A 13,455-nucleotide genomic window follows, 5' to 3' on the forward strand; every position below is an offset into this window, starting at 1 on the left:
ATATAAATATATACTAAAAGTTATAAAAATATTATTTTTATATAAAAATGAAATGATTACTCACCTCAATAAGTTTTTATCCTTCTCTTTCTCTTGGTTTACAAAAAACACTAGAAATATATTTTTATGACATAATTAAATCAATCTTGTTACTATTCATCGTCTTACCATTCGTTTTTGGCATCAAACTGCCATCTAACTCAAATAAAATTGATATGAAATTAAGCCATTACCTCTGGTTTCTGTTCCCCCTTATTAACGGCTGTAAGAACATGCCAATATTGCTCGTCAATATATTTAAACAAAAAAACACTGCTGTATAAATTTTATATGCCTTATAGCGTCAACGTAAATAACAATATTTTACAACACAATAGAATTATTTGCTTAATTTTTTTATTTTTATACATCAGGCAAACTTTTATATCATCCCCCTAATCCATTAAATTTACGCATTGTTTTTTTATAAACAATAAAAGTTATGCTGATGATAAAAACAGTGCTGAATAGAAGAGAGCCGATATGCCATTCATTTTTGCCAAGCAGGAGTGACACGGGGAGAGAAGCAGAAAAGGCTATAGGTAGCAGAAACAGTAGCCATTTTGCAAGATTTGAGGGATAAATTGATAGGGGGATAAAGGAAAGTTGGTAAAGCATGGCATGAAAATAGGCGACCGGCATCTTACGGTTGGTTATGAATGTTATAAAATTGAATATCATGAAAAAACAGAGATTGACAATAAAAACACAAGTGATTGCAACGATAAAAGGAAACCATTTCAGCTTTATCTCTGACATATCTGGGAGTAAGACACATGAATAAGCACTCACAGCAACAATAAAGAGCTTGATCAGATAAAGAGGTTTGCACCAGCCAAACAGCATTAACAGCCAAACTGAAACAGGTTTTGTCAGATACACTTCAATTTTTCCTTCTGCAACTTTTTCAAAAAATGTTTCAATAGAACTGGTAAAAATATTCAAAAATATCCCAAGCAAAATGAAGACAACAAAGATAAGATGAATTTCATCTCTGCTATAGTTCCCAATACTACCTGAAAAGCGAGAGATTTTATCAATAAAGATGAATTGAATAAAATAATAGCACAGAGAAAGAATAAATTCTCCAATGAAGTTTTTACTGTAAACAGTTTGCCGGCGCACATTCATGCTGATAAAATAAAGGATTGTTTTCACCTCATCCCCCTGCTCCATGATAGGCTTTCATTCCTTTTTTCCAAGCAATATGAATGAAGAATAAAAGACACAAAATATAAAAAACACACCCCACAATAAATTGCTCGAACACTTTCAGATCATGCGTTGAAAGAAATTCGGCAGGAGCTGAAATGGTGAAATGATAAGGATTAAACTGCATCAATGGAATGAGCCATGTTGGCCAAAAAGAGGGGGGCAGAAGAGTGCCACCAAGAAGCGCTGAACTGAGAATACTAAAAGAAAGCAAAATATTGTATTCAATCACCCAGAAACTTAATAAGGCAATGGCAAAGGAGAGGACAAAACACAGCAATTGCGAGAGAACAACAATGAGAAAAAATGACAGAAAAGCTATCAGCAATGCTAAAATATTCTCAGAGGATAAACTAAGCTTTACAGCAAAAATAGCCAGTAAAGGCATGGCATAGAGCACACTTTCACCCAAAAAGGTAAACAGCATTTGCATCATGTAGCTGAATGGTTTGGTGAGATAGACTTCTAACTTCCCTTCTTTAACATGCTGAGAAAAAGATTGAATGAGGCCATAACCATTATTGAGGCGTGAGAAAATTAAAGCAAAGGCATAGTAATATAGCATATCATAAAAGCCAAAACCGTTTATGTTGCCACTCTTGTCAGAAAAAAGTGCATTCCACAACAGAAGTTGAATCACGAAGGGCGAGAGCGTCCCCATAACGATATCGGTAAAAAACATTGCTCTGTCACTAAGGATTGTAAGCAATCCATTCTTGGCAAAAAGAAAGAGAGCAAAGCAATGGTTAGAGAAATTCTTTAAATTTAACACGGAGCATCTCTTCAAGTGAGGGGGTGGATACAGAGAAGGGACAGTTAAATTCTGTTGCTATTTCTCTGATAAAACGTGGCATATCTGCACGCGGGAGTGAAATCTCTAGTGTACATTTTTCATCATTAAAGTGTTTCTCTTTTAAAGGCGTAGATAATTTTATTGCCAGTTCATCAATGTCCTTTATAAGCATTGAAACTGTTGGTAAATGTTCACAAAAAAGCGTTATTCTCACACTTGAGGGGATCATCTCTTTTAACGTATCAATAGCGCCATGAAACTGATTTTTTCCTTTATGTAAAAGAAGAATATCATCAACGTAACCATCAATATCTCCCATGTCATGACTGGTAATGATGTATCCCATAGCTTGCTCTTTTTTGAGTTTTTTAAGCAGCTCCCTGATTTCATGTTTGGAGGTAATATCAAGACCAATCGTTGGCTCATCAAGAAATAATAATCGAGGTCTAAAGGACAAATTAAACGCTAATTCACTTTTGACTCTCTCACCAAGGCTTAGCATGCGTACGGGCTTATCCATGATATGCTTAATGTTCAAGAGCTCACTGATTTCTTTAAGATCGCGGCGAAAAGAGTTTGGCTCAAGATTATATAAGGGGCGCACCATTTCCAGACTATAGCGTAGGGGTAAATCCCACCATAAGCAATTCTTGTGGCCAAAGACCACGCCCAGAGAGTTGAACAGATTTTTTTTGGCGTTATAGGGATTAACGCCTAAGACTTTAACATCTCCCTCATCAGCAGCTTGTATGCCAGAAAGTATTTTAATCAATGTTGATTTTCCCGCTCCGTTAGGACCAACGATTGCGAGTGCTTGCCCTGAACACAAGGTAAAACTAATCTCTTTTAGCGCCTGATATTTTGCATAAGTAGGCTTGAAAAGAGAAAACACTTTATTGGTAAAACCCGTTGCATTGTTTATGCTGCGGTATATTTTTGAGACGCTCTTAACGTCAATCAATAATGATCCCATTCGTCATTCCTCATTTCAACTTATCCCCTCTTGAAACATTTCCACAATCTTTAGAGCACTAAAACGCACCTGATGCTTTCTCACCAATTTCCAATATGAAACATATAATGAATTCACTTCAATGAAGCGCTAAGACTCTAAAAACTTGTTTTTTCTTTTATAAAAAATAATCTTTCAGAAAAACGAACAGAAGAATAATTAATCATCGTAAGGAATACCTTGCTCATAAGCTCCCATTGTATAAGCAAAGGTAAAAAGCATAAATCTATAAATATATCAAATCACACTGCTAACAGGATAAACTTTTCCTTGAAAACAATAATTTGTTGAGAATCCACTCTCCCTAAGAGTTCCTGTAAAAGTCCTCAATTGTTTCCCATGAAAAAATCAAAAATTACCACTACTGTTTCAGTCAATATCCTTCAGACTTTATCTCATTCATCTTCCTTAACAAACATACCTCCCCAATATATGACCTCTGTAGATAATTCAAAGGAACAGATTCATCAGCCTAAGATTATTGAAGATACACCTTATCTAGAAATAATAATACAATCAATATGGACAAAGAACTGTAGAAATAAAATTGATGATATTTGAAAATATCATCACTCAAAAACACAATTTTCTCATAGCGATTACTAAGGCTCTGTATAAATATACCCTATCTATCTTAATCAAGTTTATAGATAAAATTTGCGCCCATCAAAAAACAAATGAAGTTTTTTTTTATTCTATTTCGGCATCACGCTCATTAAAAGACAAAAGATTAAAACTTTGGACCATATGAGGGGGTAAAGGTGCAACAATATCCAATATGCCTCCTGAAGGATGAGGAATACGAATACGACGAGCATGAAGATGCAGGCGGTTTTGTATGCCTCCTGGCAACGTCCAATTACTATCAGAAAAAAAATACTTTGAATCGCCAATGATAGGATGATCCATATGGGCAGCATGCACACGCAGCTGATGTGTTCTCCCCGTATAAGGTTCCATTTCAAGCCACGAAAGAGCCCGTCCACGCGTCTCTAAAACGCGGTAGTAGGAAACCGCATGATGTGAATCGGGTTCCCCATGATCACAAACACGCATTTTATCACCTTGTGCCGTCATTTCCTTAACCATCCATGTCGAGATTTTGTCCTGTTTTTTTTTAGGAACACCCCGAACCAACGCCCAATAAGTCTTTTTTGTTTCCCGCTCTCTAAAAGCAGCTGTTAAGGCCTGTGCAGCCCCCCTAGAGCGGGCAACAATAAGCACTCCCGATGTCTCACGATCAAGGCGATGAACCAAACGCGGCTTTTCACCTTTTTTATTGCGCCATACCTCAAGCATACTGTCTATATGACGCGTTAAACCAGAGCCTCCTTGTACAGCAAGACCTGCTGGTTTGTTAAAAACAAAGACCTTTGGATCTTCATAAAGCAGCATTTTTTTTAAAATAGCTTCATCATCCTGTCCCCGAATTGTTTTATCCGTTATTAGAAGACTTATCGTATCATCAAAAGGGAGAGGTGGAACACGAACAGACTGTCCCGTACAAAGACGCGTATCAGCTTTAACCCGTCCACCATCAACCCGTATCTGGCCAGAACGCAACAATTTTTGCAAAGCTCCAAATCCAAGTCCTGGATAATGCGCTTTAAACCAACGATCTAAACGCATTCCATTTTCATCTGTCTCAACTTTTTTTATTTCTACGCCTGCCATAAAAGTTCCCTTACCTGATAATTTTCACCGCCCAATATTTTTTCTGATAATTTTATTGATCTATTTTTACATCTTTATAAACACAAAAATTCATATTCTCATTGGCTTTATCACACCATATTACAATGAGTATCCAAAATTGCCTTTTCTTAACGTTCAATTTTTATTAGTTAGAAATTCAAGAAAAATTAACAGCCTGTACGCTTAACAGCGAATGGAGATCATTAATAGTGTCCTTATTCAAAACTTATGCACGTGTTCTCACTTACTTAAAGAGAGAAAAAAATGCATCTCTTTTGATCTGTAATGCTAATATTATGTTAGCAATTATTACCATTGCAGAACCTATTTTATTTGGACGTGTTATTGATTCTATTACAGAAAAAACAGGGATCATCCCTACCCTTGCCATTTGGGTTTGTTTTGGTCTTTTTCATATTATCGCTTATGTCCTTGTTGCTCGTGGTGCGGACCGCTTAGCCCATAGACGCCGTTTAATGGTTTTAACAGAATCTTTTGAACGTATTATTGCCATGCCTTTAATTTGGCATCAACAACGCGGAACTTCCAACGCACTCCATACACTTTTGCGTGCAATAGACGCCATGTCAACCATATGGCTTGATTTTATGCGTCAACATCTCTCAACACTTGTCGCCTTATTGGTTCTCATTCCCACAGCCTTTAACATGAATTGGCGTCTTTCAATAGTCTTAGTTGTCCTTGCCGTCATCTATATCTTAATTGCCCGTTTAGTGATGCGAAAAACAAAAGACGGACAAGCCGCTGTAGAATGCTATCATCATAATCTTTTTAAACATGTCAGTGATTCAATCTCTAATGTTTCTATTGTACAAAGTTATAACCGAATAAAAGAAGAAACATCCATACTGTACCAACATACAAATGATCTTCTTAAAGCACAAAATCCTGTTCTCAATTGGTGGGCGCTCGCCAGCGGCTTAAATCGAATGGCTTCAACAGTTTCAATCGTTTGTGTTCTTCTCCTTGGAGCTTTTTTTGTTGCAAGAGATCAATTAAGGGTGGGTGAAGTTGTTGCTTTTGTCGGATTTGCACAACTCATGATTAGCCGTCTAGATCAAATGAGCAATTTTATTAATTGTGCAATATCCTCACAAGCAAAACTGCAAGAATTTTTTGAAATGGAAGACTCAACTTTCTCTATTAACGAACCACAAGATCTCCCTTCCCTCCAAAATGTTAAAGGTGCTATACAATTCCACCACGTTACCTATAAATTTCCAAATTCTTCTCAAGGTGTTTTTGACATTTCCTTTAAAGTGAAAGCAGGACAAACTGTTGCAATTGTAGGACCAACAGGAGCTGGAAAAACAACATTAATCAATTTATTGCAACGTATATACGATCCTACCTTCGGACATATCTCCATTGATGGAATAAATATATGCTCGATCAATCGTGAATCTTTACGAAAATCTCTAGCGACAGTGTTCCAAGATGCGGGGCTTTTTAATCGCAGTATTCATGACAATATCTCAATAGGAAAAACAAGCGCAACAAACGAAGAACTTTATGAAGCAGCAAAAATAGCAGAAGCTCACGATTTTATTCTAAAAAAAGCTGATCGTTATAACACAATGGTAGGCGAACGAGGAACTCGATTATCAGGTGGAGAAAAACAACGGTTAGCCATCGCACGTGCTATTTTAAAAAATGCCCCCATTCTTATTCTTGATGAAGCAACAAGTGCTCTTGATGTTGAAACAGAAGCACGTGTCAAAGATGCTCTTGAGAGCATAAGCCATGATCGTACCACTTTCATTATAGCACATCGCCTCTCAACAATACGCAATGCGGATGTTGTACTTTTTCTAGAACAAGGGCATTTAATTGAAAAAGGAAGCTTTCAAGAATTGATCGATAAAGGGGGCCGTTTCTCTAAATTTTTAAAAGCAAGCAATTTAACAATCACACCACCAAAAAGAGAAGGAGAAAATGAAAATGTTATCCCCTTACATGAAGCCATAGCATCATAAAAATAATACTCTTCACAAATCTCATGCAAAAAATTACAAAAACACTTTTTTCGTGCAAATGCACAGAGAAAAACTTGAATTAATATAAATATTTAGTTTTGTGCAGTATTTATCTGATTTATATGATTAATTTACGTTCCATAACTTGCAAGAAAGACCTGTTCTCTTATGCATGAGCAGCAAAGGGAACCAATAAAACAGTGCAAAAAAACGGACTTCTTATGAGAAAAGAGCAATAATTTAAGAAATTTAAAAGAGAAAAAATGATAGCTTACAACTTCATAAGCTAAAAAAAACTATTCTACATAATAGATGCTATATTTCATGAAATATATGATCTATCCAGCTCATATATAAAAGCACAAATTACCCCACAATCTTTCTAATGAACACCCTCTTTACGATTTTATCTCTCTCAATGAGACTGCACCTATATTCCAGCAATACACCAAACAGATATCCGTTTAAACGCCAATCCAACATACCAATGTAAAAACACCAATAGATAAATTTTTTACTTTTTAAATTTTTCTAGAAGATCTTTTAGTGCTCTAAATGCCTCATCAGCCTTGTTTCCCTCAGGACCACCAGCCTGCGCCATATCAGGACGCCCTCCACCACCTTTCCCACCAAGAACAGATGAAAGAATACGAACGAGATCAACAGCATTTAACTTATCCGTTAAATCATCCGTAACACCAACAACAGCACTCCCCTTGCCATCCTCTGAAACACTAATAAAAGCAACCACTCCAGATTCAATTTGTTTTTTACCAGAATCAACAAGTGCCTTAAGATCCCGTGGTAAAATATTGTTCACAACACGTCCCATAAAAGAAAATCCATTGATGATAGTAATATCGCCTTGACCACTTTCTGTTATTCCCCCACTCAACACCATTTTTTTGCGCACATTATTCAACTCTTTTTCAAGTTTACGACGATCATCAAGCAAAACTCTCACCCGTTCTTCCAAATCAGAAGAAGAAGTTTTTAAAAGATCAGCAATTTCACGGATACGCACCTCTTGGCATCTCAGATAAAGACGCGCTGCGGCACCTGTTAAAGCTTCAATACGGCGCACTCCAGAAGCAACAGAACTTTCAGAAACAATATGAATCAAACCAATATCCCCCGTTCTTTCCACATGTGTCCCTCCACAAAGCTCAATGGACCAACGCCTTTTTAAATCTTCCTTTTCAAGCAACTCTCCCATCGAAACAACACGTACTTCATCTCCATATTTTTCCCCAAAGAGTGCCATTGCTCCTTCAGAAATTGCATCATCAACGGCCATAAGGCGCGTTGTCACTTTATTATTTTGCAAAACAATCTCATTTGCTAAATCTTCTATTTTTTTCAATTCTTCTACAGAAATAGCTTTTGGATGAGAAAAATCAAAACGTAACCGCTCTGGTGAGACAAGAGAGCCTTTCTGTGTAACATGAGATCCCAATACTTGCCGTAAAGCCTCATGTAACAGATGGGTAGCAGAATGGTTCGCACGAATTTTTTTACGACGAACAGCATCAACGGTTAGTTCTACACAATCAGAGATCTTAGCATGACCAGATTTAACTTCTCCAAGATGAATAAAAACACCATCAGCCTTTTTCTGCGTATCATGCACCTCAAAAATAAAATTTTCACCAGAAATAATACCACTATCACCAATCTGCCCACCAGATTCACCATAAAAGGGTGTCTGATTAACAACAAGAATAGCCTTCTGTCCTGCAGAAACATCATCAACGATCTGACCATCACACACAAGAGCTGTAAGAATACCTTTAGCTTTTTCTGTTTCATACCCTAAAAACTCTGTACCCCCTACCTGATCACGAATAGAAAACCAAATTGTCTCCGTTACAGCTTCACCTGAACCAGACCAATGAGCACGAGCTTCTTCTTTTTGACGTTCCATTGCTTTATCAAAAGCATCAACATCAACAGAGATTCCACGACGCCGAAGAACATCTTGCGTCAAATCAAGTGGAAAACCATAGGTATCATAAAGCTTGAAAGCAACATCACCCTTTAAATACCCCCCTTCTTTAAGCTGTGCACTTTCTTCATTTAACAAACCCAATCCTCGTTCAAGTGTCTTGCGAAAACGCACTTCTTCTAATTTTAAAGTTTCTGCAATCAAAGCTTCAGCACGCACCAATTCTGGATAAGCTTGTCCCATTTCACGGATAAGAGCGGGCAAAAGCCGCCACATTAAGGGTTCTTTAGCACCAAGCAGATGTGCATGACGCATGGCACGACGCATAATGCGACGTAAAACATATCCCCTTCCCTCATTGGAAGGAAGAACACCATCTGCAATCAAAAATGCGCATGAGCGAAGATGATCAGCAATAACACGATGGCTAGCAATAAAATCACCCTTTGCCTCAATCCCTGTCATTTCCTGTGATGCGCCAATTAATGCACGAAAAAGATCAATGTCATAATTATCATGAACACCCTGTAACACAGCCGCAATACGCTCTAATCCCATACCGGTATCAATAGAAGGATGAGGCAATTCAATCCGCTCTTCCTTACTCACTTGCTCATACTGCATAAAGACAAGGTTCCAAATTTCAATAAAACGATCACCATCTTCATCCACACTTCCGGGAGGTCCCCCAAAAATTTCATCACCATGATCATAAAAAATCTCTGAACAAGGACCACAGGGACCAGTTTCTCCCATTGACCAAAAATTATCAGCTGTCGCAATACGAATGATTTTTTCATCTGGAAGACCTGAGATTTTACGCCATAATTGTGCTGCAACATCATCACTCTGATAAACAGTTACCAACAATTTATCTTTAGGAAGACAAAACTCTTTTGTTAAAAGATTCCATGATAAAAAAATGGCCTCTTCTTTGAAATAATCGCCGAAAGAAAAATTCCCCAACATTTCAAAAAACGTATGATGGCGTGCTGTATAGCCAACATTGTCAAGATCATTATGCTTTCCCCCCGCACGAACACATTTTTGCGCCGTTGTTGCCTTTTTATAAGAATGCTGTTCAAGTCCAGTAAAAACATTTTTAAACTGTACCATTCCTGCATTTGTAAACATGAGTGTGGGATCATTACGTGGAACAAGGGAGCTAGAAGAAAGAACTTTATGCCCATTACGATGAAAATAATCCAAAAATGTTGACCGGATATTATTAACACTATTCATATCTACACCTGCAGAATACAGCACCAAACCATAAAAGAAAAATCCCCATCGTTAAATATCCTCTTTGCCACGCATGGAGTTAATTTAATCAAAGAATGGAATATTTATTAAAAAAATTGAGAAAAAAAGACTGTATATTTAAAACTCAAACAAATAAAAATAGAAAAACCTGAAATAAAGCACTTAATACTCAAATAAATAGAACATCAAATTGCTTCATCACTTTCTGTCACATCTGCTCCTGCATTTTCTAACAATTCAATGGCAATCAAACCAGCATTTTGACGCAAAGCTGTTTCAATTTCTGCAGCAATTTCCGGATGCTGGCGCAAAAACTGCTTCGCATTTTCACGTCCCTGCCCTAAACGTTGAGAATTATAAGAAAACCACGAGCCAGATTTTTCCACAATACCAACTTTAACTCCCAAATCAATCAACTCACCTAATTTGGAAATCCCCTCACCATAAATAATATCAAATTCAACCTGTTTGAAGGGAGGAGCCAACTTATTCTTCACCACTTTAACACGGGTCTGATTACCAACGATCATATCCCGATCTTTAATGGAGCCAATGCGGCGAATATCCAAACGAACAGAAGCATAAAACTTTAAAGCATTCCCACCTGTTGTTGTTTCAGGAGAACCAAACATCACACCAATTTTCATGCGAATTTGATTAATAAAGATCACCATACAGTTAGAGCGGAAAATTGAAGCCGTAAGTTTCCGTAAAGCTTTACTCATCAAGCGCGCTTGCAATCCAGGTAAAGCATCACCCATTTCACCATCAATCTCTGCACGCGGTGTTAAAGCTGCCACAGAGTCAACAACAAGCACATCCACAGCACCAGAACGCACCAACGTTTCTGTAATTTCTAATGCCTGCTCACCAGTATCCGGCTGAGAAATAAACAGGTTTTCTAAATCAACACCAAGCTTTCGCGCATAAATGGGATCAAGGGCGTGCTCGGCATCAATAAAAGCACAAATTCCACCAATTTTCTGTGCTTCAGCAATAGCATGAAGAGCCAATGTTGTCTTTCCAGAACTTTCTGGTCCATAAATCTCAACAATCCGCCCTTTTGGTAATCCACCAACACCCAAAGCAATATCCAAGGACAACGAACCTGTTGGAATTGTTTCAATTTCAACAACTTGCTCCTTTTGCCCAAGACGCATAATGGAGCCTTTACCGAAAGAACGTTCAATTTGAGCGAGAGCAGCATCGAGAGCTTTTGTTTTATCCACGATTATATCCTTGACGATTCATAATGATCTAATACTTAAACTGTACATTGTACTTTTAATTTAACTAAAGCTTTAAGTTTAGATTTTCACAGACTATTTTCATCCTTACCCTTACGTTATGTCTATAACACATCACGACCTGCAAAATAAAGAAATGGTATTCCCTATCTTATGACACAACATAGAATCCAAATAAAATAATATTTCTACACGCGAGCAAGTTAACACATTTATCTCTCTCTAGAAAAGAAACAATTTAAATTTCAACACAATGTTTGATCTTTCTGCCTACTCCTTGGTTTTCTAAGAAACAAACTCTCCCCTTAATCATAAAAATACCTCATCAATCAAGACCACACCCATTGCATCAAAAAACAAAACACTTTTATGTTGCATATCACTTACTTGTTTTAAAAAAGCATCTTTCAACGCTCGTTACACCCATTTTAGGACAGCACTCGTGAAATGGTATAAATCCATTGAGCAACAACCTCTTTATGCTCAGTACCATGATCATTAACACCACCACCAAACTTTTCCCGCCCCCAATGTTGCGGTAACTCTCAACACTTGAGACTCTTCATAAAAGTCATTTTTAGTTTTTTCTTATACAGTTTTTATCACACGTTAATCCAGCATGTAACATACAAGCAAATGGTTGTGATTGATGAGATTTAAAATGAAAGAACATACAGTATCTAGAAGTCCTCATTCAACCTACAAAACAGCGGATAATCAATATGTTACTCAATTAAAAAGTAGCTTTAAGAGTTGAATGACATATTTCTTAATTTGAATCCATAAAAAGATATGTCTTTTGAAGGGATCAAAAAAGCTGCACTACGAGCAATGCAATAAATATTTAAAATAAAACTAAATTGTTCATACAATGACACGAGGGATAAAAACAAATCCAAGTTCAATAAAAAACGTGTTTTAATTCAAATTTTATGATTGATTTTTACGTTTTTTGCGCAATTGTTTCCACCATTCAAGACGTTTCACAATTTCACGCTCAAATCCACGCTCAACTGGTTTATAATAACTCTGGCGCCCAAGTTTTTCAGGAAAATATTCTTGTCCAGAGAAAGCATCTGGTTCATCATGGTCATAACAATACCCCTCTCCATACCCTTCTTCCTTCATTAATTTTGTCGGTGCATTAAGGATATGTTTAGGAGGTGGTAGAGAACCATTTTTTTGTGCACAACGCAATGCAGCTTTATATGCGAGATATGTTGCGTTTGACTTTGGGGCCGTTGCAACATAAAGACATGCCTGTGCCAAAGCCAATTCCCCTTCTGGTGATCCTAAATAATCATAAGCATCTTTTGCCGCATTACAAATGACAAGAGCTTGAGGATCCGCCAAACCAACATCTTCAATAGCCATACGAACCAATCTTCGCCCAATATAGAGAGGATCTTCGCCAGCATCCAACATACGTGCTAAGTAATAAAGTGCCGCATCAGGATCAGAGCCACGAACAGATTTATGCAACGCTGAAATGAGATTATAGTGGCCATCTCGTCCTTTATCATAAATGGGTGCACGACGCTGAATAACTTTTTGCAACGCACCAGCATCAAGAATCTCTTCCGCGCGCACAACAGACCAAACTTCCTCTGCTAATGTTAATGCTACCCGTGCATCACCATCAGACATCCCTATCAAAACATCTCTGGCTCCCTCATCCAAAGGAAGAGGCTTCCCTACCACCTTTTCAGCACGCTTCAAAAGCATGCCTAAACTTTCATGATCATGAGAAAGAAATGTTAAAACCCGCGCACGCGAAAGAAGAGCAGCATTAAGTTCAAAAGAAGGATTTTCAGTTGTTGCACCGATAAGGACCACCGTACCATCTTCCATCACAGGAAGAAAACTATCCTGCTGTGCACGATTAAACCGATGAATTTCATCAACAAAGAGAAGCGTTTTAGTCCCAGACATAAAACGCCTCTGCGCAACTTCAAAAATCTTTTTAAGTTCAGAAACCCCTGTAAAAATAGCAGAAACTTGTTCAAATGCGAAATTTGTTTCAAGTGCTAACAAACGTGCAACTGTTGTTTTTCCCGTCCCTGGAGGCCCCCAAAAAATCATTGATCCAATTGAGCCTGCTGCCACCATCCGTGAAAGAAGACCATTCTCTCCAATTAAATGCCTTTGTCCCACAACTTCATTGAGAGAACAAGGACGCATTCTTTCCGCAAGTGGTTGGTTTTTATGAACTTTAGGATCAATCGACGAAGTAAAAAAATCTTTCTTCAAAA

Annotated in this window: 8 protein-coding genes; 1 reads left to right on the forward strand and 7 read right to left on the reverse strand. The window is 37.5% G+C overall.

Annotated elements, in window-relative coordinates:
- Positions 1–426: 426 nt before the first annotated feature.
- The 4 genes from FS875_RS06330 to FS875_RS06345 all read right to left on the reverse strand — a co-directional run bounded on the left by FS875_RS06330 (position 427) and on the right by FS875_RS06345 (position 4,730).
- Positions 427–1,215, reverse strand: a complete 789-nt coding sequence (locus tag FS875_RS06330) for an ABC-2 family transporter protein (protein ID WP_144754617.1) — start codon at positions 1,213–1,215, stop codon at positions 427–429.
- The gene (locus tag FS875_RS06335; RefSeq protein WP_144754620.1) at positions 1,199–2,023 is read right to left on the reverse strand and encodes an ABC-2 family transporter protein; all 825 of its coding nucleotides are present in this window, start codon (positions 2,021–2,023) and stop codon (positions 1,199–1,201) included. The genes FS875_RS06330 and FS875_RS06335 overlap by 17 nt, the downstream gene beginning before the upstream one ends.
- Positions 1,998–3,017, reverse strand: a complete 1,020-nt coding sequence (locus tag FS875_RS06340; protein WP_144754623.1) for an ATP-binding cassette domain-containing protein — start codon at positions 3,015–3,017, stop codon at positions 1,998–2,000. Before FS875_RS06340 ends, FS875_RS06335 begins: the two co-directional genes overlap by 26 nt.
- A 729-nt stretch (positions 3,018–3,746) precedes the next feature.
- Positions 3,747–4,730 (reverse strand): RluA family pseudouridine synthase, encoded by a 984-nt coding sequence (locus FS875_RS06345; RefSeq protein WP_144754626.1) that lies wholly within the window; start codon positions 4,728–4,730, stop codon positions 3,747–3,749.
- A 230-nt stretch (positions 4,731–4,960) separates the two neighbouring features.
- On the opposite strand from FS875_RS06345, the gene FS875_RS06350 reads away from it, so the two are divergent.
- Complete coding sequence (locus FS875_RS06350) at positions 4,961–6,748, forward strand: glucan ABC transporter ATP-binding protein/ permease (protein ID WP_144754629.1); 1,788 nt, start codon at positions 4,961–4,963, stop codon at positions 6,746–6,748.
- 514 nt (positions 6,749–7,262) lie between these two features.
- Here the strand turns inward: FS875_RS06350 and alaS are convergent.
- The 3 genes from alaS to FS875_RS06365 form a co-directional block, all read right to left on the reverse strand.
- Positions 7,263–9,935, reverse strand: a complete 2,673-nt coding sequence (gene alaS, locus FS875_RS06355) for an alanine--tRNA ligase (protein WP_144754632.1) — start codon at positions 9,933–9,935, stop codon at positions 7,263–7,265.
- A gap of 206 nt (positions 9,936–10,141) precedes the next feature.
- The gene (gene recA, locus FS875_RS06360) at positions 10,142–11,185 is read right to left on the reverse strand and encodes a recombinase RecA (protein ID WP_144754635.1); all 1,044 of its coding nucleotides are present in this window, start codon (positions 11,183–11,185) and stop codon (positions 10,142–10,144) included.
- Positions 11,186–12,133: 948 nt separating this feature from the next.
- The gene (locus tag FS875_RS06365) at positions 12,134–13,453 is read right to left on the reverse strand and encodes a replication-associated recombination protein A (protein WP_144754638.1); all 1,320 of its coding nucleotides are present in this window, start codon (positions 13,451–13,453) and stop codon (positions 12,134–12,136) included.
- Positions 13,454–13,455: the final 2 nt, after the last annotated feature.

Source organism: Bartonella saheliensis, assembly GCF_902162175.1.

Coding starts and splice junctions, on each gene's coding strand:
- FS875_RS06330 (WP_144754617.1), bottom strand. CDS start 1,215: ATGGAGCAGGGGGATGAGGTGAAAACAATCCTTTATTTTATCAGCATG.
- FS875_RS06340 (WP_144754623.1), bottom strand. CDS start 3,017: ATGGGATCATTATTGATTGACGTTAAGAGCGTCTCAAAAATATACCGC.
- FS875_RS06345 (WP_144754626.1), bottom strand. CDS start 4,730: ATGGCAGGCGTAGAAATAAAAAAAGTTGAGACAGATGAAAATGGAATG.
- alaS (WP_144754632.1), bottom strand. CDS start 9,935: ATGAATAGTGTTAATAATATCCGGTCAACATTTTTGGATTATTTTCAT.